Source organism: Vagococcus bubulae, from assembly GCF_003950315.1.
Taxonomy (GTDB): Bacteria; Bacillota; Bacilli; order Lactobacillales; family Vagococcaceae; genus Vagococcus; species Vagococcus bubulae.
This window is the reverse complement of record NZ_NGJT01000004.1, coordinates 63573-86263: the sequence shown is the minus strand read 5'-3', so window position 1 is coordinate 86263 and position 22691 is coordinate 63573. Positions and strand designations below refer to the sequence as shown.

The 22691-nt window shown below is 33.1% G+C and carries 20 protein-coding genes, 1 tRNA gene and 1 riboswitch; of the genes, 3 read left to right on the top strand and 18 right to left on the bottom strand.

Annotated elements, in window-relative coordinates; translation table 11 throughout:
- Window positions 1–22 precede the first annotated feature (22 nt).
- Window positions 23–1060, bottom strand: coding sequence for a sugar-binding transcriptional regulator (locus tag CBF36_RS03520; protein ID WP_125956677.1), 1038 nt, complete (start codon window positions 1058–1060; stop codon window positions 23–25).
- Between the two features lie 172 nt (window positions 1061–1232).
- Window positions 1233–2576, bottom strand: coding sequence for an RNA polymerase factor sigma-54 (gene rpoN / locus CBF36_RS03515; protein WP_125956676.1), 1344 nt, complete (start codon window positions 2574–2576; stop codon window positions 1233–1235).
- Window positions 2577–2638: 62 nt separating this feature from the next.
- On the opposite strand from rpoN, the gene CBF36_RS03510 reads away from it, so the two are divergent.
- The 3 genes from CBF36_RS03510 (at window position 2639) to CBF36_RS03500 (ending at window position 4009) form a co-directional block, all read left to right on the top strand.
- Window positions 2639–2710 (top strand) — tRNA-Arg (locus CBF36_RS03510).
- 181 nt (window positions 2711–2891) lie between these two features.
- Complete coding sequence (clpP, locus tag CBF36_RS03505) at window positions 2892–3485, top strand: ATP-dependent Clp endopeptidase proteolytic subunit ClpP (protein ID WP_125956674.1); 594 nt, start codon at window positions 2892–2894, stop codon at window positions 3483–3485.
- Between the two features lie 17 nt (window positions 3486–3502).
- Window positions 3503–4009 carry a thioredoxin domain-containing protein gene (locus CBF36_RS03500; RefSeq protein WP_125956672.1) on the top strand — a complete coding sequence of 169 codons (507 nt, stop codon included), beginning with the start codon at window positions 3503–3505 and terminating at the stop codon, window positions 4007–4009.
- Between the two features lie 51 nt (window positions 4010–4060).
- Here the strand turns inward: CBF36_RS03500 and CBF36_RS03495 are convergent, their stop codons facing one another.
- The 16 genes from CBF36_RS03495 to CBF36_RS03420 form a co-directional block, all read right to left on the bottom strand.
- A complete protein-coding gene (locus CBF36_RS03495; protein ID WP_125956670.1) occupies window positions 4061–5608 on the bottom strand; it encodes a HAMP domain-containing sensor histidine kinase in 1548 nt (515 codons plus the stop codon).
- Entirely contained in the window at window positions 5608–6297 is a 690-nt protein-coding gene (locus tag CBF36_RS03490; RefSeq protein ID WP_125956668.1) for a response regulator transcription factor, read from the bottom strand. The genes CBF36_RS03495 and CBF36_RS03490 overlap by 1 nt, the downstream gene beginning before the upstream one ends.
- Window positions 6298–6523: 226 nt before the next feature.
- On the bottom strand, window positions 6524–8299 hold the full coding sequence (locus CBF36_RS03485; RefSeq protein ID WP_416340691.1) for an ABC transporter ATP-binding protein: 1776 nt from the start codon (window positions 8297–8299) through the stop codon (window positions 6524–6526).
- Window positions 8292–10022: an ABC transporter ATP-binding protein gene (locus CBF36_RS03480; protein ID WP_125956664.1), complete on the bottom strand. Its 1731-nt coding sequence runs from the start codon at window positions 10020–10022 to the stop codon at window positions 8292–8294. Before CBF36_RS03480 ends, CBF36_RS03485 begins: the two co-directional genes overlap by 8 nt.
- A gap of 156 nt (window positions 10023–10178) precedes the next feature.
- Window positions 10179–11156 (bottom strand): GMP reductase, encoded by a 978-nt coding sequence (guaC, locus tag CBF36_RS03475; protein WP_125956663.1) that lies wholly within the window; start codon window positions 11154–11156, stop codon window positions 10179–10181.
- A 179-nt stretch (window positions 11157–11335) separates the two neighbouring features.
- The gene (locus tag CBF36_RS03470; RefSeq protein WP_165865371.1) at window positions 11336–12091 is read right to left on the bottom strand and encodes an ABC transporter permease; all 756 of its coding nucleotides are present in this window, start codon (window positions 12089–12091) and stop codon (window positions 11336–11338) included.
- A gap of 1 nt (window position 12092) precedes the next feature.
- On the bottom strand, window positions 12093–12971 hold the full coding sequence (locus CBF36_RS03465) for an ATP-binding cassette domain-containing protein (protein WP_125956659.1): 879 nt from the start codon (window positions 12969–12971) through the stop codon (window positions 12093–12095).
- A gap of 18 nt (window positions 12972–12989) precedes the next feature.
- Entirely contained in the window at window positions 12990–13907 is a 918-nt protein-coding gene (locus CBF36_RS03460) for an aldo/keto reductase (protein ID WP_125956658.1), read from the bottom strand.
- A gap of 12 nt (window positions 13908–13919) precedes the next feature.
- Window positions 13920–14546 carry a GntR family transcriptional regulator gene (locus CBF36_RS03455; protein WP_165865370.1) on the bottom strand — a complete coding sequence of 209 codons (627 nt, stop codon included), beginning with the start codon at window positions 14544–14546 and terminating at the stop codon, window positions 13920–13922.
- The gene (locus CBF36_RS03450) at window positions 14533–15702 is read right to left on the bottom strand and encodes an ATP-grasp domain-containing protein (RefSeq protein WP_125956654.1); all 1170 of its coding nucleotides are present in this window, start codon (window positions 15700–15702) and stop codon (window positions 14533–14535) included. The genes CBF36_RS03455 and CBF36_RS03450 overlap by 14 nt, the downstream gene beginning before the upstream one ends.
- A gap of 182 nt (window positions 15703–15884) precedes the next feature.
- Window positions 15885–16457: a xanthine phosphoribosyltransferase gene (locus tag CBF36_RS03445; RefSeq protein WP_125956653.1), complete on the bottom strand. Its 573-nt coding sequence runs from the start codon at window positions 16455–16457 to the stop codon at window positions 15885–15887.
- A 52-nt stretch (window positions 16458–16509) separates the two neighbouring features.
- Window positions 16510–16607: riboswitch (purine riboswitch) on the bottom strand.
- Window positions 16595–18265 carry a glucosaminidase domain-containing protein gene (locus CBF36_RS12255; RefSeq protein WP_165865369.1) on the bottom strand — a complete coding sequence of 557 codons (1671 nt, stop codon included), beginning with the start codon at window positions 18263–18265 and terminating at the stop codon, window positions 16595–16597. It overlaps the preceding riboswitch by 13 nt.
- 17 nt (window positions 18266–18282) lie before the next feature.
- Entirely contained in the window at window positions 18283–20433 is a 2151-nt protein-coding gene (locus tag CBF36_RS03435) for a coiled-coil domain-containing protein (protein ID WP_125956651.1), read from the bottom strand.
- Window positions 20434–20604: 171 nt separating this feature from the next.
- Entirely contained in the window at window positions 20605–21471 is an 867-nt protein-coding gene (gene rsmI, locus CBF36_RS03430) for a 16S rRNA (cytidine(1402)-2'-O)-methyltransferase (RefSeq protein ID WP_125956649.1), read from the bottom strand.
- A 45-nt stretch (window positions 21472–21516) separates the two neighbouring features.
- Window positions 21517–21849 carry an initiation-control protein YabA gene (locus CBF36_RS03425; protein WP_125956648.1) on the bottom strand — a complete coding sequence of 111 codons (333 nt, stop codon included), beginning with the start codon at window positions 21847–21849 and terminating at the stop codon, window positions 21517–21519.
- Between the two features lie 12 nt (window positions 21850–21861).
- Window positions 21862–22680 carry a PSP1 domain-containing protein gene (locus CBF36_RS03420; RefSeq protein ID WP_125956646.1) on the bottom strand — a complete coding sequence of 273 codons (819 nt, stop codon included), beginning with the start codon at window positions 22678–22680 and terminating at the stop codon, window positions 21862–21864.
- Window positions 22681–22691 lie beyond the last annotated feature (11 nt).

Genomic DNA, 22691 nt, shown 5'->3' with positions numbered 1-22691 from the left:
AATCGAAAAAAATTTATTTATTTTAAAGAGTTTCCTCTTTTAAAATCTGTTTTGCAGCTCCCTCATCTGTGATTAACCACGTTTGTTTAGGAGCATTTTTGATGTATGCCTCTATTGCACGAGCTTTTGTTTTACCACCAGCAACAGCAATGACATACGGTATTTTTTGAAGATCTTTCATTTGAAGACCGATTCGAGGTATTTTATAGACGACCTCTCCGTCTTGATCAAAGAAATATCCAAACGACTCAGCAACAGCTCCTTCATTGGAAAGCATGGCTAAATCATTTGCACTCATATTACGACGTTTCGCCATATGAAGTGCTCGTCCAATACTGTGAATCACAACATTTGATTTGGATATCAACTCTAGTACACGTTGAACAGTTGGCTCATGAAGTAATAGCTCATACGTTTCAGAACTGACTTGCTCTGGAACATACAATACTTTAAACTCGCCACCAGTTTGTTCTGCCATAGTTGCACTTATTGAATTAGCTTGAGTTTGGATGGTTTCACCAATCCCACCTCTTGCTGGAACAAAAATATTATGTCTCTCAGGTGTTTCTAGTTTGTACATGCACCGACTAACAGTTGCCATTGTTGTCCCACCCATGACGGCAATAATATTTTCACCATCAGGTAAACGTGCTGAAAGTATATCAGAGATTAACTCGCCAAATTTTTCTAACACTTTGCTTTCAACATCGCTATTTCCTGGCGTAATCAAACACCGTTCAATACCAAGTTTACTTGCTAATTTTTTTTCAAGGACGCGATTGCCCGTTTGCTCTGCCATGACTATTTCTAAATTACTATAAAGACTTAATCCTTTTTCGCTAAGCGACATCCCAATTTTAGACACATCAATTAAATTTAATTGTTTTAATACTTCCGTTTCGCTTCGAAGTATTCGTTCAGTTAAATTAACCTTTTCAGATAACTTTCTACGCCCAACTGGTTGATTCCAATAAATATTTCGCATGATACGAAATCGTTGTTCAATCACTTGAATCATGTCAGGAGCAATCTGTTCAATAATATCAAAATCATTGCTCATAGATGATACTCCTCAACCCTAGGGACATTTCTAGTCCAACATAGACTTTTTTTGACCCACGTATTGTATTTTGATAGGGTTGATTCAAAATATCCTTTATTTTGTCCAACCCTTACACGCATATAATAACAAGTCTTAGTAAATAATACAAGTCTGATACTCAAACTTTCTTTTAATTATCAAATCTTTTTCGTTTAGATGATGATTGAATCCCCAATTCTTCACGGTATTTAGCCACAGTTCTACGGGAAATTTGCATATCTTTTTCTTTTAATAGATCCACAATTTTTTGATCAGATAGTGGCTTTGCTTTATTTTCTTCACTAATCAGTGCTTTGATTACTTGTTTAATATCATTTGTTGCAATTAATTCATTAGAATGTTGTTGTTCAATTCCGGTTGAAAAGAAACTTCTTAATTCAAATACACCAAAATCAGTTGTTAAATATTTACCATTAACTGCTCGACTGATAGTTGATTCATGGAGTGATAATGCTGTTGAAACGTCTTTTAACTTCATTGGGATGAGCGGATGGGTTTCTTCTAAGAAAAAGGCGGATTGCTTTTTAACAATTTCTTCTCCTACTCTTAAAATAGTATCACCACGTTGATCTAATGATTTTTTTAGCCACTCAAATTCACTTTTTTTATCATTTAGATACTTTTCAACTTCTTTCCCACCTTGTCGAGACATCTTTTCAAAATAATTTGCTTGAAAACTAATAGTTGGTTTCCCCACTTTCGTTGAAGAAATAGAAATAGCCTGTTCTTTTCTATCTACTTTTACTACTAAATCGGGATAAATAATACTATCTTCGTCTGAATGAAACATCGCACCTGGATTTGGGTGCAATTTTTGAATATAGTCAAAAATTTCTTGAATCTCAACTAATGAAATGCCTAATTTTTTCTCAATTTTTTGCCACTTTCTATTAGCCAGTTCATCAAAATATTCTTCTAACACAAGATAGGCTTGATTTGGTGCTGCATTATCTCTTTCAGTCTGTAACATGAGACACTCTTGTAGATTTCTTGCACCAACACCAGCAGGTTCAAGCATCTGGATAAGCGTCAACGCATCAAGCACTTCAATATAAGTCGCTTGTCTTAACTTCATTGCTTCCTCTATCGAAATCGTTAAATAGCCATTTGTATCAATAAACTCAACAAGAAATAAACTAAGGCTTCTCAACACGGTATCACGATAATTCAAATGGATTTGTTCAATCAAATAGTGAAACAATGACTGGGTTGTTTCTGGAATCTGATTGATCCAGTCCGTTTTTCCATCACTTTTTGACGCATCATAATTTTTAGGTTCTAAATATTGTGTATCCATCTCGGAAACGGATACATCAATCAGTGGATTTTCTAACATTTTATCATTTAAAAAAGAAAGTAGGTCTTCTGTGCCATATTGTAACATTTTAATCGATTGTTGAAGCTGTTGGGTCATCGCTAATTTTTGTGTTTGAATTTGACTTTGACCTTGCCTAAAGTTTTGTGACATTTTCATTGGCTTTTCCTCCTTTTCGTCTTGCTATTTACGTTATTTTTGGTAAACTAATAAAAGTAGATGCGCCCTTAGTGTAGTGGATATCACGCAAGATTCCGGTTCTTGAGACGGGGGTTCGATTCCCTTAGGGCGTGTTACTTTCTTTTTAAGAGAAGTATATCATATTTTATCATAATATTTTTAGGGACATTGGTCCTTTTTATTTTACTTTTTATTATTTTGACCTTTTTTGACTAAAATGACACTAAATTCTAGGTAGATTAAAAAGATTATGTTAAAATATGGCTAGTAGCGTTACTATTAGGAGGAATTTATATGAATTTAATACCAACAGTTATTGAACAATCAGCTAGAGGTGAACGTGCTTATGATATCTATTCACGTTTACTAAAAGATCGTATTATTATGTTAAGCGGTCCAATTGATGATAACGTTGCAAATAGTGTTATCGCACAATTATTATTTTTAGATGCTCAAGATCCTGAAAAAGATATCTACCTTTATATCAACTCTCCTGGTGGAAGTGTGTCCGCAGGTCTTGCGATTTATGACACTATGAACTTTGTCAAATCTGACATTCAAACAATCGTGTTAGGTATGGCTGCCTCAATGGGTAGTTTCTTATTATCATCTGGAACAAAAGGTAAACGATTTGCTTTACCTAATGCTGAGATTATGATTCACCAACCTCTTGGTGGAGCTCAAGGTCAAGCGACAGAAATCGAAATTGCCGCACGTCATATCCTTAACACAAGAGAGAGATTAAACAAAATTTTAGCTGAAAACACTGGGCAACCAATCGAAGTGATTGAAAAAGATACAGATCGAGATAACTTCATGTCAGCTGAAGATGCAAAAAAATACGGCTTAATTGATGAAGTCATGGTTAATAGTGCCGCTTTAAAGTAAGGAGATGAGTCACACCTATGACACAAATTGACACATCAAAAGTTACTAGCACAACCGGAATTAAAATCGGACAAAAAGAAGCACCAAATACATTAATCGAATTTGTGAATCTACGTTGTCCATACTGCCGTCAATGGTGGGATGAAAAATTAGACTTGATAACACATGAAGTATCTACTGGTATTCTTCATTATGTCATCAAACTTTTTAACAAAGAATCTCCAGGTTTAGCTCTTGGTAATGTCATGCATCAATACGTGCCAACAAATGAACAAGCAGTCGATGTTATAACAAAAATATATCATACTCAAAATGATTGGGGTAATTTATTTTCTCCTGATGAAGTAGAGCTCTTTGCCGAGGAAACATTAGGTTTAGTAAAACAACAAAACCGTGACATGTTAGATAGTATTGTAAAAGAAGCTCTTGACGCATCCATTCGTTTTGTTCCGACACTTATTGTTGATGAGACAGATTTTGACCAAAAGATATCAAACCAAGATTTTTTAGCTTTATTCAAATAATAAAAAACGTATCAATCATGAGTTTACCTAACTCCTTGATTGATACGTTTTTCATTCTGTTACATCTTTTTGAGCTGATGGTTCAGCTGGTTCTTTTACCACATAAGGGATAGATAAATAAAAGGCTGTCCCTAAATTAACATGACTTTTAACATTTATTGTGCCATGATAATTTTCAATTAACTGTTGAGCAATGGATAAACCCAACCCATTGCCTCCTGTATGACGTGCTCTTGCTTTATCTACTCGGTAAAACCGATTAAACACTTTTTCAATTTCTTCTTCTGAGATTCCTTCACCAAAATCTTGAATCATCACATCAACATATTGATATGATTTCGATGCTGAAATAATGACTTCTTTTCTATCTCTAGAGTACTTCACTGCATTATCCATTAAAATAATTAAAATTTGTTCAAAGTGATTACGATACATTTTGATTTCAACTGAATGATCTAAATCATCGTCATCTAAATTAAACACAAAATCTGGATACAACATTTGAAAGTTACTAACTGTTGTTTGAATGGTTTCTTTTGCCATACATGTTTCATTTTTATAATGAAAGTCCGATTGTTCTGCACGAGATAAATCAAGCATCTCTTGAACCAAACTTTTCATACGTGTGATTTCTTGTAATGAGGCACTTAAAGATTCTTCCAACACTTCTGGATCATCTTTTCCCCAACGATTCAACAAATTCATATGTCCTTCAATGACTGCAACAGGCGTTCTCAGCTCATGCGACACATCTTCAACAAACTGTTGCTGTTGGGTAATAAAACGCTCCATACGCTCAATCATGTCGTTAAACGCCATAGCTAAGTCATAGATTTCATCATTTGATTTAGGCACAGGCATTCTAAGTCCGGTTTTATGAGCTGTTTCAATATTATTTAACGTTTTTACCATTTTTCTTAATGGACTAGTAAAATATGTTGATAGTAAAAAGCTCACAATCACGCTGACTAGTAACCCACATATGCCAATCATAATTAAATTTTGCAACAGTTCTTTTCGAAATTTATAGTAAAATCCTAAGTCATAAAATCCCTGAGCATAACCAATCAACTTACCTGTTTGGTCAGAGTATACAGGTTTTAACAAAACTAATCCTGTGACGTATTCATACGTTTTTATGCTTGTTTCGGATTGTTCCTCTTTATTGAACGGTACAAAACGATTTTTCGTTTCAAATACCAAATCACCATCAACATTATATACTTTTAAATCCATTTCAGGTCGTGACAATTCAGAGATAAAGCTATTCAAATTCATCATACTGGATTCTAATGTGTTCGCACCATAGTACCTATCGCCTACATACTCGCCTGTTGATTCTTTTAAATAAAAAACAGAGCTATTAAAACTTAATGATTCTGTTCCTCTTGATAGACGAGTGGTAACTTCTGATACCGTTCGATTAAACGTCAACTCTTCTTGTTCTATCATTAGTCTCGTACTAATTTGATAGGAAATAATCGCAAATAAAGTAAATAATATTGAAATCACTAATGAGGTTAAAATAGTCCATTTTAATGTAATGGATTTCCAAGAAAACTTAGGGGGCCAATTAAACTTGGTTTTTAATCGCCTCATCACGATCTCATAACATACCCTGTACCACGAACCGTTTGAATATAACTATCTTCTCCTGGTACATCAATTTTATTACGCAAATAGCGAATATATACATCGACAACATTTGTTTCAACTTCTATCTCATAGCCCCACACTTTATTTAACAGCACATCTCTTGATAACACCACATTGACGTTTTCCATTAAAATCAGTAGTAACTCATATTCACGTTTTGTTAGTTCAATAATCTCATCACCACGACGAACCACGCGATTTTCTTTTTCAATGGTTAAATTACGATAAGATAATGTTGTTTGTTTTGCCACATTTTTATCGCCTTCAATATCAATTCGGCGAAGTAATGCACGAAGTCGTGCTAATAATTCTTCAATCGCAAATGGTTTAACAATATAGTCATCTGCTCCATGGTCTAATCCTGATACGCGGTCAATGACAGAGTCTCTTGCTGTCATCATAATAATCGGTGTATTTTTTACTTGTCGAATACGACGACATACTTCTAAGCCATTTAGCTCAGGTAACATTAAATCAAGTAGAATCGCATCCCAATCTTGTGATAATGCAGCTTCTAGTCCAGTCCGTCCATTATAATGAACTTCCGTTTCGTATTTTTCATGCTTTAACTCAAGCTCGACAAAACGAGCTAAATTTTTTTCATCTTCAATAATCAATATTTTATTTGACATAAACACACATGCCTTTCTTATGAACTTATAGTATTCTTCACAGTCTTATTTATTATAACGATAATTTGATTAAAAATCTATTATAATTGTTTCTAAAATTTACTTAAAGTCTTATTTCACTAGGATAGACGGGTCTTATTATAATTTAATTTAATTAAAATACCATGTTATTTGAACGGATAATGCATAAAAAAGAGGTCGTCTATGACAAACCTCTCTTTGTTTGCTACTCAAATACAAATTGATTGTGATACAATTCGGCGTAAAAGCCATTTTGTGCAACTAATGACTCATGTGTTCCAGATTCAATAATCTCTCCTTGATTTAACACGACAATAAAATCTGCATCTAGGATTGTCTTCAGACGATGGGCAATCACAAAACTTGTTCTTCCATCAATAATTGTTTCCATTGCCTGTTGAATACGACTTTCCGTTACTGTATCAACATTACTAGTTGCCTCATCTAATATTAATAAATCAGGATTAGTGATAATTGTTCTAGCAATACTAATCAACTGCTTTTGCCCGACACTAAAGACACTGTTTTCATCACTTACAAGTGTATCATATCCATCTTCAAGTGATACAATGAAGTCATGAATATTCGCTTGTTTAGCAGCTGAGATAATTTCTTCATCTGTTGCATCTGGCTTTCCAAACGTAATATTATCTCGAATTGTTCCAGAAAAAAGAATAGAATCCTGTAATACAATCCCAATATGAGAACGTAAGCTATCTAATGTCACCCATCTAATATCTCTACCATCAATGGTGATATCACCTGAATTGACATCATAAAATCGATTTAATAAATTCATGACAGTTGTTTTACCAGAACCTGTTGGACCAACCAAAGCAACCATTTGTCCTTTTTTGGCTTCAATCGAAATATCTTTTAATATAGGTCGACCCTCTTCATATGAAAAATCAACATGAGACAGTGTGACGTTTTTCTCTAGTCCTGTTAATTTTTCTAAATTTTTATCATCTGGTTCATCTGGTTGAACAAATACTTGATTCAATCGTTTTGCTCCAGTAAAGGCTAATTGCAACATACTAAATTGAGATGATATTTGTGTTAGTGGCATGTAAAATTGTTGTGAATACTGGATGAATGTGACAATCAAACCCAAACCTGCTGCTTTTTCAATACTCCCACTGTTCACTAACCATCCACCGGCAAAAATAACAATCGCAGTGTTTAATAAAGAAATACCTTGCATCGTTGGAAACAGTAACCCTGAATAAACTTGACCTTTAAAGGTTGCTTCCTTCACTTCATTATTAACTTTTTCAAATCCTTCAATGGTTTCTTCTTCTAGTCCGTTTGTGATAATCACTTTTTGACCAGAAATTTTTTCGTCAATGTAGCCATTCAAACGCCCGATACTTTCTTGTTGAATTCCAACTTTTTTCTCGGCTTGTTTAATAATAACAATCGCAAAAATGATGGCTATAGGAGACATAGCGAGTGTAATCCATGACATTGTAGTATTTTCACGAAACATCATAAACGTGACACCAATTAGCATGGATACATTGGTTAACACTTGAATTAACGCTTGATTCATTGTATTTGAAATATTATCTAAATCACTCGTAAAGCGACTTAAAATATCCCCATGTTGGTGTGTATCAAAAAAGCGAATGGTCATTGTTTGTAACTTTCTAAACAAACCAATTCTCATGCTATTTGTAGACTGTCCGGTTACTCGTGACATTAAAATATTTTGGATAAACATTGAAATAGCATTTAATACATACAATCCAACCAATAACTTGATCACACTAGTAAAAGGTGATTTATCAGCATGTCCAACAGATAGGTACGCTCCAGCATACTTGGCTAATTCCTCAATTGCTTTACCAGTATACTGTGGTGCTTTTACTTGCAAGTAAGTCGAGAAAATGATGGCAACAATGATAATAAAGAACTTCACTTTATACACTTTTAGATAATTCCAAAAGAAACTCAATACACTTGGATTTTCCTTAGTCAAATTCCTCGACCTCCTTTGATTTTTGCGTCTCATAAATTTCTTGGTACACATCACTGGTTTTTAATAACTCTTGATGCGTTCCTTGAGCAACTAGTTTTCCTTCATCTAGCACTAAAATAGTATCAGCTTGCACAACGGATGAAATCTTTTGAGCAATGATAAAAACTGTGGTGTCATTTAATTCATTAGCTAACGCTTCTTTTACGAGTTTTTCACTTTTAGCATCTAGTGCACTAGTGCTGTCATCTAAAATCAGAACTTTAGGATCACCAATTACTCCTCTAGAAATCGACAAACGTTGTTTCTGACCACCAGAAAAATTGGATCCTCTCTCTTCTACTCGACTATCAAAACCGTCCATTTGACGTTCAATAAATTCATACGCTTGAGCGATTGAAGAAGCACGGTACAATTCTTTTTCGTCAGCATTCTTTGCCCCATGACGAATATTGTCTCCTATTGTTCCGGAAAATAAAATCGCACGCTGTAAAACAATCGCGATGGATTTTCTTAACTCTTCTTTACTAACGTCTTTAAGATTTGCCCCACCAACGTCAATCACACCGTTTGTTGGATCATACATTCTGGCAATCAGTTGTGCGAGTGTTGATTTTCCAGAACCTGTTGCACCAACAATCCCGACTGACATGCCATTATCCACATGAAACGATACATTTTTTAACGTAGGTGAATCGTCTCCTGCATAAGTAAAGCTCACATCATCAAAAACAACGGAACCATTTTTTATTGGAGTGGTTTCATTTTCAGGTAAGTAAGTCAATGTTGGTTTTGTTTCCAATATATCGTTTAATCGTTTAATGGATACCATTCCACGACTAGCCATCATCAACATCATTCCACCAATAATAATACTCATCATAATTTGCATTAAATAATTCATAAAAGATACCACGGCACTAATTGCCTCAATATCTGTTTTAGCGATATTTGCTGTAAAATAAATCGACATCACAATCGCTAAATTTGAAATTAACATAAAACTTGGAATCATAATGGAGAATAAATTTCCAACAGATATGGTGTGTTTGGTTAATTTTTCTGATACGGCTGAAAACTTGCTAATTTGATTTTTTTCTTGTACAAAAGACTTAACCACTCTCATTCCCGCTAAGTTCTCTTTTGCTATCCCGTTACTTTTTTCAAGATAATGTTGGATTTTAGCAAAATGTTTTCCCATCATGCTAAACACAATCATCACCGTCAACACCACTAATACGACAAGTAAAATAATCACCCACCATAATTTTGGTAGAGTCATCATAGCTAAAATAAAACTTCCTATAAACATAATAGGAATTCTAAAAATACTTTGAAACATCATCATAACCACATTTTGAATTTGCGTGATATCATTTGTTAGACGAATAACCAAATTACTTGTAGAAAACGTTTCGATGTTTTCAAATGAGAACTCTTGTACTTTTTTAAATCCATCTGAACGAATATCAGATGCAACTTCTTGAGAGAGCCGTGCTGAAAAAATCGTATTAAGTATCCCAGCAACTAGACCAAATAGTGCAACAATAATCAACATTGTTCCAACTTTTTTCAACTCTCCTTGATCTTCAGTCATAATTGAATTCATTATTTTCTGCAATAATTTTGGTTGCCACAATTGCGATGCCACCATGATTACAGTCATAAATAAAGACAACCCGACAAGAGATTTATTTTGTTTTAATTTTGTTATTAAAATCCCCATATTGTTCCTCCTCTTTACTTTCAGAGCTTATGATACATCAATAAAAAAATGACTGCTACTATTATGTTTTATTTATACCGATTTTTTTACTGTTATAAAGTAAAAACTACCAAGCCATTGATATGTGCTTAGTAGTTTTATTATTTGATAAAAGTCTTAGAAGATATCGCCATTAAAAATAGAATTCTTGACGATAACATAATCTACTTTACGAATGGCTTCAACATCTTTTCCACCAGCATAAGAAATAGACGATTGTAGATCTTGTTGCATTTCATTTAGTGTGTCTTCTAATTTTCCTTTAAATGGTGTCCATATTTTTTTACCTTCAACATTTTTATGCTCACCTTTTTGAAATTCAGAAGCACTTCCAAAATATTCTTTATACAATACGCCATTTTCTTCTTTCATTTCACCTGGTGATTCTTCATGACCGGCAAATAATGACCCAATCATCACCATTGTTGCACCAAAACGAATGGATTTTGCAATATCACCATGCGTTCTAATACCACCATCTGCTATCAACGGTTTTCTAGCAGCTTTGCTACAACGTCTTAATGCAGCAAGTTGCCAACCTCCAGTACCGAATCCTGTTTTTAATTTAGTAATACATACTTTACCAGGACCAATTCCAACTTTTGTCGCATCAGCTCCAGCATTTTCTAATTCTCTTACCGCTTCTGGTGTTCCGACATTTCCCGCAATAACAAAGGTATCAGGTAGTTGTTCTTTTAAATGTTTAATCATATTTATCACTGAGTCAGAATGACCATGTGCGATATCTATTGTCACGTATTCAGGGATTAAGTTTTCTGCTTTTAATTCATTTACAAAATCATACTCTGCCAGTTTAACCCCTACACTGATTGAAGCAAATAAATTTTTAGCATGCATATCTTTAATAAATTGTTTTCTCGCTTGTTCATTGAAACGATGCATAATATAGAAATAACCATTTGAAGCTAAGTATTCAGCGATTGGTTCATCAATAATAGTCTGCATATTAGCTGGGACAACCGGCATTTTAAATTGTCTTCCGCCAAGGCTCACTGTTGTGTCACATTCCGAACGACTATTAACAATACACTTGTTTGGTACTAATTGAACGTCTTCATAATCAAAAATCTTCATTTCCATCCTCCTAGAGAGTCAAAACGTGATATAGGGAACAAAAAGACGAATATTTATATAAAAATAATAATATATTGTTTCTCATTCCTATGATAATCTACACCATATAACAAAAAAAAGCAAGGACTTTTATTAAAGTTCTTGCTTTCTATATCATTATTGTTCGTGTTTATGACAAATTATAGATTTTGAGTCTTCATAAAATGCAACGAAATTAAAATAAAAATTAATGTCATCACAACTGTAATAAGGTTATTCATAATCAAAATACCCGTCATTGAAAAGTTCAATGATAGTGGAACAAATGACAACAGACTAGCTACAGCTGATTGCACCATTCCTAATCCTATAAATAAGAAAAAGGTTAAACTATTTCCTTTTAACATAATCGTTGCTGTTGCGATGATAACTAAACTATTAATATAAGAAATAAAACTAGATACCATCATTCCTAAAAAGGAAAATCCAGCCATATTAATCCCTTGAGTGATTCCTGAAATCAGCGATTGGACATCAACGACTTGTAATAATTTAAATAAAATTAACGCAAATGGGATAAAAACTAACACTAATGTTAATAAAATAGTCCACAAAAAGATAGCGCCTATTTTAGCAAAAAACAACTGAGTTCGATTGACACCAGATGATACTAACATGCTCATCACATTATTTTTATAATCCATTGACACTAAATGAAATGGGTAAAGGAACATAAAAATCATATTGGCAAAAATTGTTAATACTAAAAACACAACCATAAAACCAAAGAAATAGTTATCTTCTAGACCACTATATTGTGTGTAATTATCAATAATATTCGTAAAATATATTGTCACAAAAATATTAATGACTGCTAAAATACCTGTTGACATAATATACGTTTTATCTCGTACATATTTAAATAATTCCATTTTAAAAATTTGTGTTCCCGTCATACTAGTTATTCCCTCCATTTAAATGATTATCCAACAATGTGACTTTTTTCATTTCATAGATATCAATATTTTGGACATTTAACAATTGTTTCACTTCTGACCATCGTTCGTCCTCAATATCTAATCGCACATAACCATTCGGAAGTACTTTAGAATAGTAATTCAAATTCTCTAAAATAACTAAGAAAGCTTCTTGATTGGATGTATCTATATCGCGTATCTTCTTTTGTTCCATATCTAATAAAGAAATCTGCTGAACAGGATGGCCTTTTCTAAGGACAATCACTTCTTCACATAATGTTTCAATATCGCTTTTGACATGTGAGGAGATGATTAATGTCATACCTTGTGAGGTCATTTTCTTCAAATAAAACTTAAACCAGTCAACCGTTTCACTATCTAATCCTCTAAACGGCTCATCTAAAATTAAGATTTTAGGATCATGTAATAGTGCAATCAATAAAATAAGTTTTTTAACCATACCATAAGAGTAGGTTTTCACTTTACTACCAAGGTATTCTGAAATGTTTAGCTCTCTAGCTAACGCCTCAGCTTTGTTTAAATTATACTCACCACGTAATCCAGAAAAGTACTCAATATTAAACCAGCCTGTTCTTTCTTTATAAACTGACACACCATCTAATACAATACCTAAATTAGATAAGATACCATTATCCTCTCTTACAGATACCTCGTTGATTTTAACATCTCCTTGATAATCTGTAACAATATTGGTCATACATTTAAATAACGTTGTTTTTCCAGCCCCATTTGGACCTATCACACCATAAGATTTTCCACTTTCAAACACCAAATGATCGACAGATAACACTTCTAGAGAACCGTATTTTTTTACTAATTGATTGATTTTGATATCCATATCTTTTCCCTTTATCCTTTATAATAATGTAAATCCTGATGCTTGATATAATTCATACCATTCTTGACGTGTTAATTCAACACCAGTTGATTGTGATATTTCCTTAATTCTTTTTGGATTCATACTACCAACGATTGTTTGGATATTAGCTGGATGTCGATTTATCCATGACGTTGCGATGACTGTTGGTGTCACTTGATAACGATTAGCAATGTTTTGTAAACAATCATTTAATTCTTTAAAATCTGGATGATCAATAAATACTCCTTCAAAGTAACCAAACTGATACGGAGACCAAGCTTGTACAGTTAGTTGTTTTAGTCTCATATAATCTAATACTGAGCCATCACGATTAATACCTGTTTCGTTCTCCATATTAACATTCATATTGGTCGACACCATCCCAGCATGTTGTAAACCAAATTGTAATTGATTGACTATCAATTTATCCGATAATGATTGTTGTAACAATTCTACCGTGCTTGGTGCAAAGTTACTTACCCCAAAGAAACGAACTTTACCCGATTTTTTTAATTCATAGAAAGCTTCCGAAACTTCATCTGGTTCCATCAACGCATCTGGTCGATGTAGCGCTAATACGTCAAGGTAATCTGTCTGTAAACGTTGTAGACTTCCTTCAACTGATGAGATAATGTGTTCTTTGGAAAAATCATAGTACCCTTTTCTAATACCGCATTTTGATTGAAGATAAAATTGGTCTCTTGATACATTTAAGTCCTTGATGACTTCACCAAAAAGACGCTCAGACTCTCCATCACCGTAAATATCTGCATGATCAAAAAAGTTAATCCCAGCATCCATTGACGCTGTCACCACGTCTTTTGCTTTTTCTGATGACAAACCTGCCATTCTCATACAACCAAGTGCAAGTTGAGACGCCTCGATTGATGACGTTCCAAGTTGAATGTTTTTCATGATAATTCCTCCTTATATTTGTTGATCAATTAGTTCTAAATTCAAGCGATTGATATAAACACGAATTTCTTTTCTCGCTACTTCAAATTTTTTTTCTAATAATAACATAGGCAATTTCTGACTTAATTTATACGTTTCATCGTATAAAAATTCTACGGAAACATTTGGAAAATCAACTAACTTTATAGAGGCTATCTGTGTTAAAATAGTTAACTTCATTAATTCATTACTTAGAGGGGATAAAAATTTTCGCCAGAATAAATCATAATGATACTCTTTATCTGATGATTGCTTCTCTAAATCTTCTAAAGGTAAAAATGATTGATCATCAATCAAATACTCTTTAATTTGCAACTGGAAAAGGTAATGCGAACAAAGCAACTCAATCAACTGCGTTCGTTCCATAAATTCTTTATTGCTTATTCGTTCTTTTTTTACCACGACGCCACGATTAGCTTCTTTTCTTAAGTACTTTTCATCAATTAATTGATCAATTGCTGATCGAATTGGCGTTCGACTAACTTGTAATTCGTTGGCTAAATCTTGTTCCACAATGTGATAGCCATTTAACCATGTATCTGTTTCAATTTGTTTTTTTACATACTCATAAACTAATTTCTGTGTTTTACCTTTTCTCACTCTGACCATCCTGAACATCAACAGAATCACTGATTAATCCTGCATATTTTATTTCTTGTAAACTTTCTTGCTTGTTAATTGGAAACACTTGGGCAAAACCAAGTTGTTTATCATTTTTAAAACCTTCATTGATATAAAACTGCCATTTGTTTTTCTTCTCCATCAAATCAAAAAGCTCTTTTTTATCTCCTTTATAAAGAGGTAGTAAATAAGTTGGCGCTAATTGTCTGACAGTAGGTAAGGAGAAGTTGCAAATACTTTTAATATGTAAATCAAATATAGATAAACTACATGAATGAATCGTCAAGATATCATGCTCTCTTGGAAACGTGTAGATATTATTCACATATAAATTGTCTTCATTGGTTAAAAAGAAAGTCACCTTAACTGTCCCAGATACTCCTAACTCTGAGGCAATCACTTTAGTAATTAACTCCATTTGTGCCACTGTTTCTTTTTTTAAATCAGCCCATTTTTCAAATGATTCAATATAGGGTATTTCCCCCATATTGGTTGGCTCTATTCTCATAGGAGGAAATATCGTGTAGTAACCTTCATCATTCACACAGAGTGTTATTTCCCACTCACTTTGTTTTTCAATATAAGATTCTACTACACATAATCCTTGTTGAATCAAAGGAACTGTTTGATTAATCTCAAACGCACTATGGATGATTAAATTATTATCCCACCCGTATAATCGACGTTGCTCTTGTTTAACAATACAAGGATAACCAATCCTCTCTGCTGCATCATAAACATCTGATACAACAACTGCTGATTCATATGGTGCTATATTAATAGAATGACCGTCTAAAAATTGTTTTTGTAAATAACGATTTTTTATTATAGAATGCGAATACATATTTTGAGAAAAGATTGTTTTTTCTCCCAAATGATTGTATGTTTCTTTGTCCAGTTTTTCTGTTATCACTGTCACAACATCTGATATTTCTGCAAATTTTAATAAATTAACTGCATCATTTATATCACTAATAAAATGTGTGTCGGCTGCTTTTCCTGCTATGCAATCTTGATGTTCTGATAAAACAGCTACTTTATACCCCATTTTTTTAGCAGATAGTACTAATTGATAGGATACAACCCCTCCGCCAATTATACCTATTGTGCTACCAGGTAAAATTATTTCCGACAAATTTTTCACTACCTTCACCTTTTCTTTTAAAACACTTTAATAGTATCAATCTATTGTGTATGTGTAAAGCTTAAAACACGAAAAAAGCAAGGATAGACTATCTCTATCGCTTGCTTCATCTATAAATACCTATTTATTTTTTAACTATACCAAACAACAAACTTTCGGTCATGATGTCACTCTTAGTCTATAAATTCTATTTTATTGTTTTTTAAAGAATTAACTCTTGCTAACGAATCAACAACGTATCCTTTTTCTTCTAAAAGTTGACGACCATCTTGGAAAGATTTTTCAATAACAATAGAAATAGCTTCAATCGTAGCTCCTGCTTGTTTACATAATTCTATTAAGCCTAAAGCAGCCTGACCGTTGGCTAAGAAATCATCCACAACCAATACATTATCGCCTTCTTCAAGGTATTTATTTGAAATAGCAATAGTATTTGTCACTTGTTTTGTAAAGGAATAAACTTCTGAGGTTAATAACTCACTATTCATTGTCAAACTTTTTTGTTTTCTAGCAAAAACAACTGGCAACCCCATATGTAGCCCAATAAATACAGCTGGCGCAATTCCTGAAGATTCAATGGTAACAATTTTTGTCACACCTTTATCTTTATAAGTTTCAGCAACATGTTTACCAATCTCATTCATTAAACTTGGATCAATTTGATGTGTTAAGAAACTATCCACTTTTAAAATATTTTCGTCCAATACTCTACCCTGCTCAATGATTGCTTGCTTTAATAATTCCAATTTTCTTCCTCCAATAATATAAATAAACCTTTTTTACATAAGTAAAAAAGGTTTATATCCTTTATTTACCTATAGACTGATATTTACGGTATCAGGTAGAGACGGCTTCCCATATTAAAGCCATATATAAGTGATGATTATTTTGTTGTTAATGATGATAATTTAGTTGGTGAGAAACTTTCTGCTAACTGAGCAACCATGTTCGCACCTAACTCATTGACTACGTCAACAGGTTTTGTTTCTTCAGTTTCTTTTTTTACTGTTTTAGGTAATTTATCATACTTAGTTAAGTTATATGTATCAATCAACCCATTTAATCTCTTATGATAACGTCTATCTTCTTTGTTTTGAGCAGTTAAATAAGCCGTAACTTTTTTAGGTGTGTCTTTTTTGATTCTTGTCATTTCTATAAAAGTTGTTTCATCTTTTTTTAACTCACTAATATAATCTTCAATCGCTTCATCCGTACTACTGTAAACTTTATACTCTTTGCTATCTAATGACGTTTTATTCGATTCTAAGTCTGTTTTTAATGTTTCCACTTTAACCGATTGATCTTTAAACTTACCTGTTGTTTGATAAATATTATATTTTTCCATTAATTCATTATTACCTGAATTACTTTTCATGATAGCTTCTGCAATTAAAACTGATGCATAAACATCATTTTTATCTGCTACCTCTTCAATTTTTGGTGCTATTTCTTTAATAAATTTTTCTGTTTCTTTTGTTTTCTTAACAGATTCTTTTTTAACTTTTGCTGAATCATATTTCGTTAAATCATATGTTTCAATTAAGCCATTTAATTTTTCATGATATCTAGAGTCTGTCGCATAACGACCTGTTAAATACTTTGTGGCTTCTTTATAATCAGACGTAGTAGATTTCCATGCACCTTGATAAAAAGTCGAACGTCCAGATACACCACCTGACATCAGCATCGCATAATCAGCAAGGGATTCTTTATAACTTGGGTATTTTCTGAACTTCGCATTAATTGTGTATAGACCACCATCACCATCATCTTCTAAAGTAGCCATTTCCACCGAATTTCCTTGATACGACCCCTTAATACCAAATAAATTGTAATTTGGTGTTCTAGCTAAACTACTGTTACCTGATCCACTTTCAAGAATGGCTTGTGCGATCATTATGGATGCATAAAGATTATTTTGTTGTCCTATTTCTCTAGCATCTTCTCCAATTTCTTCAATAAACTCAGCTGTTGACTGATTTCGTGAGTAACTAATTGTTGAAGTATCTTTCTTTGTGCTACTCGTTGAAGAAGACGATGAACTACTAGGCTTCGTGCTACTAGACGATGAATTGCCAGATGAACTAGGTTTAGCTGATGAACTGGCTGGTTTTTTATTAGCACTAGAACTAGTTGATGAGTTTCCTCCAGACGGGGTACTACTTCCTGTTGAACTACTAGTTCCTTGTAAAGAACTGGATGTTGATGTTCCTTCACTAGAACTAGAAGTTTCTCCTCCAGTCGATCCCGTATCATTAGACGGTGATGTGGTTTCTGACTCAGCACTAGATGACGGCGCTTCAGAAACAGGAACTGTATCTTCCGTTTTTTCTTCTGTTTTTTCAGTTTCTCTTGTGGCACTCTTTAAAATATTTTCATTAACATGTAAACTATACAACGGTTTTGGGGCAGAGGATGTACTCTCAGATTTAGAGATGGCAAGTACCTCTAAAACTGGTGTACAAACAGACATAACAGATAAACTAACACCTAAAATAGTATTCGTTATGACTCTCTTCGATATTTTTTTATCTTTTTTATCTTGTTTCCTCATTGTATTCCCCTCTTCCCTTATATACGGTCAATATCACCAATTTTTTCAAGTTTTCTAAGTAATTCTGAAAAGACACTTTCAGACTCATATTTAATTGATTCTAATTTTCTATAGTAATTGCGAGCTTCTTGGCTAATAATGCTTAATTCTGATTCAGCATCCACAATTCTTCGTTTTGCTTCTTGATTAGCTGATTCAACTATTTCGCGAGCTTTCGCTTGAGCTTCAATCATAACTTGTGCAATATCTGATTGATTCATTCCCAATTGTTGTTGAGATTTCGCTCTTGCACGTCTAAGTTCTTCTTGTGTTTGTCTAAGCTCTTCTTGTAACATCGCCACATCCGGAGAAGCTCCTGCACGTAATTGTTGAACCTCTTCTTCCAACTCTTGTGCTCGCGTTCTTTCACTACTTAAGTCTGTTAAACTAGCAGTTAATCTTTCTTGTTGCGTACGCATACCATTTATTTCTTGTTCTAACTCGTCAATAATTCTTTGACTTTCTCGTAATTCAGCCAATTCTTTTTCTAATTTTTCTGTTTTGCTTAATTGATTTTCAAGATTTTCAGTCATTTTCGTTAACTCCTGTTCCGTTTCTTCGCGTTTTTCATCAGCTTCCTGTGCTAATTTTAACTCTTCTTCATATTTTATCATTAAATCAGTTTCTAATTTCTTAGACTGTTGGAGTTCTTCTTGTAGGTCGTTTAACTCTCGCTGAATATCTTTTAATTCAAGCAATTCAATTGTTGTAATTTCTAATTCCTCTTCAATATCAGAAACTTTCATTTGTAACGTGCGATTTTCCTCAGACAATTTGTTAATTGTCGTTTGCTGTTCTACAACCAATTGTTCTTTTTCTGTCAAACGATTATTTAATTCAATCACTTTATTGTGATGTTCTTCTTTATCATTATTTTCATTTGTTAATTCAATAATTTTTTCTTTTTGTTCAATAATAATAGACTCTTGCTTAGCAAGTACTTGATTCATCTCTTCTAGTTGTTTTTGTTGTTCTTCACTAATGCTATTTGTTTCTTTCAATGCTTGAATCTGTTCTTCTTGCTCAGAAATAATAGCATTTTGTTCTACTATGCGAGCGTCAAGTTCTTTTATTTTCAATCTTTCTTTTTCAGTTAGATTGCTTTGTTCTGTTAACTCATTAATAGTTGCTTCTTGATTAGAAATAGTTGCTGTTTGCTCAAGCAACTGATTTTTTAGAGTAGTGATTTCATTCATTAATTGTTCATTATCATCTTGTTGCTCAACCACTTCTTTTAATGACTGTTCTAACTCTGAAACCATTTTTCTATTCTCTTCTAAATCATTTACAAGTTTTGTAATAGTTATTTCTTTTTCTGAAATACTTTCCTTCAGAGTATTTATTTCTTGTTCGTTATTACTTAATTCATCCGTTAAAGAAATAATTTCTGATTTTTGTAAATCATATTGTTCATTAGAAGTTGTGTATTCCTCATTCAGTTGAGCAAGTTGAGCATCATTTTCACTAATAACCAATTTCAACTCATTTACTTCTGTTTCTCGATTTTCTAATTGGGCAACTAACTCGATGCGCTTTGTCTCACTATTTTCAAACAACGCTTTTGTTTCCTCTAAATCTTTTGTTAGCTGCTCTTTTTCTTCAACTAACTGTGAAAAATCTTGTAATTGTTTGTTTAGTGCTTTATTTTCTTCACGTACACTTTTTAATTCTTCTATCTCTTCAAAAGAAGTTTGTTTTTCTGCCACTAGTTGCTCAAGTTGCGCTTTCAGTTGCGCATTTTCATTTTCTAATACGACTAGGTCAATCCTTTCAAGGAACGATGGAGAACTCTCGTCTTCAGCAGTCGTTGAAGATATTTCTTGCGTATCAGAAGATGTATTTTCATCATACTCCGTTAATGGTTCATCATAGAGATCTGTCACCTCTTCTAAGTCACCTGTTTCTTCTTCTGGAGTATCAAACTCAAGTTCATCATCTTCTATTAAAGGGATACTTGGTTCAACAGTCTCTGTGTCTTCTTCGTAATAATAGTAGTAATAATAATCGTCATCATCATCACTGTCATAAAACAACTCATCTGTTGTTTGTGGCAAGCTCTCTGACTCGTAATCTTCTTCATAATCCTTTTCTGGATTATCGTTTTGTCTTCTTAGCCATTTATTAAACAACCAACTTTCACCTCGCTATATTTACCTATCTACTGTATCTCTATTCTATAATTAAGCATAAAAAGTTGATTATAGAAATTGTACATATATAATGAAATTATATCACACAGTCATTATTATGCAAGATTTTTTAGGGCATTCCTTTTCGCACTGTTCATCAAGCAAATCTAATCATGCATGATACTCTTTGTATACTTCTTGTTTTTTTAACCCTCTTATTTTAGATACTTCTTTAATTGCTTCTTTCACTGTCAAACTTTCCTGTTCAGAGACTAAATTAACATGATCCACAATAGACATATCACAATCATAAGCTATCACTTCTTCTTCAATTACATGTTCTAATAACAAACAACATTCCCCTTTTATGGTATGCTCTGATAAATAATCAAGCACTTCCTTAATGCTACCTCTGATGTATTCTTCATGTAATTTAGTTAATTCTCGGCAAAGAACAACTTGTGTTTCTTCTGAAAAAGCCTGTTTCATTGTTTCAAGTGTTTTTTCCACTCTATAAGGTGATTCATAAAAAATAATAGTTGCATTAATTGTTTTCAAACGCATTAATTCATCTAATTGGTCTTTCTTTTTTCGAGGTAAAAAACCATGAAAATAAAATGGTTGTGGAGATAGTCCACTAGCAATAAGGGCCGTCATCCCAGCTGTCGCTCCTGGTATGGATACAACTGAGATACCTTCTTTAATACAAGCCACTACCAAATCGTGTCCTGGATCACTAATAGAAGGCATGCCCGCATCACTTACTTGTGCGATATCTTGACCATCATTTAGTAACTCAATTAGTGTAGGAATTTTATCATGCGAATTATGTTCATGTAGACTGGTTTGTTTTGTTTTAATGTCAAAATGATTTAACAATTTCTGAGTATTTCTAGTATCCTCACTTGCGATTAAGGACACGTCTTGTAATAATCTCACTGCACGAAATGTCATATCTTCTAAATTGCCGATTGGCGTGGGAACTAGATAGAGTTTTCCTTTAGTATCTTGTATGGAAAAACTTTTTTGGGTGTTCATTATTTTCCTCCTTAAAAAAGCTGGTGGGAGATACTCCCATCCAGCTTATTTACCATAAATCATGCTAGAACAAAACACACATTCCTCTTGATTTTCACGTCTAGATCCATAAAAATCTTTGCAAACATGAAACCCTTGTTCATATAATTTTTCTAAATTTAATCTTGATTTTGATAATTCTTGTTTTCCGTCGTCTGCAGCTTCTTGCTTTTCTAATTTATCCAATTTATCATGGAGATGCTGATTTTCTAGTTTTAAGTTCAAATTTTCTTCCACTAAACTATCAACAATCGGTTTCATCTCTTTGACTTGAAATAACATGGTTTCTAATTGACGTTCAACATTGACTAATTCATCATATAATTTCATTTTATCCATGCTATTCTTCCTTTAATCATTTTCTTTCTGACTGGCTACTAACTCATCATATTGATACTCAACAGGTGTTTCTCTTGAGACTAATTTTACTTTAATCACTTCGCTTAAAAGATTCAATCCAATTACTTTTCCCATACCATCAGGTGTTTGAACTTTTTCACCAAAATCTGGCATCATTTTACGAAGTCTCTCGTATTCATCATTTTCGTAATTCAAACAACACATTAATCGACCACATAAGCCCGAAATTTTTGTTGGATTTAATGATAAATTTTGGTCTTTTGCCATTTTGATAGAAACAGGAACGAAGTCACCTAAAAAGGTACTACAACACAATGGTCTACCACAAGGACCAATGCCTCCTAATTTTTTCGCTTCATCCCGGACACCAATTTGTTTTAATTCAATTCGTGTTTTAAAAATTGAGGCCAAATCTCGAACCAATTCACGAAAATCAATACGACCATCAGCTGTAAAACTAAACATCATTTTACTTCTATCTAACGTATACTCAACATCAACTAATTTCATTTCTAATTGATGTTCTCGTATTTTTTTCTTTGCTATATCAAAAGCATTTAGTGCATCTTGTTCATTTTTTTTGACCTGTTCAAGTTGTGCTTCAGTGGCTATCTGAAGTATGGTATTTAATTCATCAGGTACATCATTTTTTGCAACTTCTTTATTAGGCAAGGCAACTTCTGCCACATTTTTAACTTTTTGTGACTCAACAACAACTTTTTGTTTATATGAATACTGTTCACCTTTTTTTGGCAAATAATAATAAATACGACCTGATGGTTTAAATCTCACACCCACTACTTCTATCACAGTGCATTCCT

Coding starts and splice junctions, on each gene's coding strand:
- CBF36_RS03520 (WP_125956677.1), bottom strand. CDS start 1,060: ATGAGCAATGATTTTGATATTATTGAACAGATTGCTCCTGACATGATT.
- rpoN (WP_125956676.1), bottom strand. CDS start 2,576: ATGAAAATGTCACAAAACTTTAGGCAAGGTCAAAGTCAAATTCAAACA.
- clpP (WP_125956674.1), top strand. CDS start 2,892: ATGAATTTAATACCAACAGTTATTGAACAATCAGCTAGAGGTGAACGT.
- CBF36_RS03500 (WP_125956672.1), top strand. CDS start 3,503: ATGACACAAATTGACACATCAAAAGTTACTAGCACAACCGGAATTAAA.
- CBF36_RS03495 (WP_125956670.1), bottom strand. CDS start 5,608: ATGAGGCGATTAAAAACCAAGTTTAATTGGCCCCCTAAGTTTTCTTGG.
- CBF36_RS03490 (WP_125956668.1), bottom strand. CDS start 6,297: ATGTCAAATAAAATATTGATTATTGAAGATGAAAAAAATTTAGCTCGT.
- CBF36_RS03480 (WP_125956664.1), bottom strand. CDS start 10,022: ATGGGGATTTTAATAACAAAATTAAAACAAAATAAATCTCTTGTCGGG.
- guaC (WP_125956663.1), bottom strand. CDS start 11,156: ATGAAGATTTTTGATTATGAAGACGTTCAATTAGTACCAAACAAGTGT.
- CBF36_RS03470 (WP_165865371.1), bottom strand. CDS start 12,091: ATGACGGGAACACAAATTTTTAAAATGGAATTATTTAAATATGTACGA.
- CBF36_RS03465 (WP_125956659.1), bottom strand. CDS start 12,971: ATGGATATCAAAATCAATCAATTAGTAAAAAAATACGGTTCTCTAGAA.
- CBF36_RS03460 (WP_125956658.1), bottom strand. CDS start 13,907: ATGAAAAACATTCAACTTGGAACGTCATCAATCGAGGCGTCTCAACTT.
- CBF36_RS12255 (WP_165865369.1), bottom strand. CDS start 18,265: ATGAGGAAACAAGATAAAAAAGATAAAAAAATATCGAAGAGAGTCATA.
- rsmI (WP_125956649.1), bottom strand. CDS start 21,471: ATGAACACCCAAAAAAGTTTTTCCATACAAGATACTAAAGGAAAACTC.
- CBF36_RS03425 (WP_125956648.1), bottom strand. CDS start 21,849: ATGGATAAAATGAAATTATATGATGAATTAGTCAATGTTGAACGTCAA.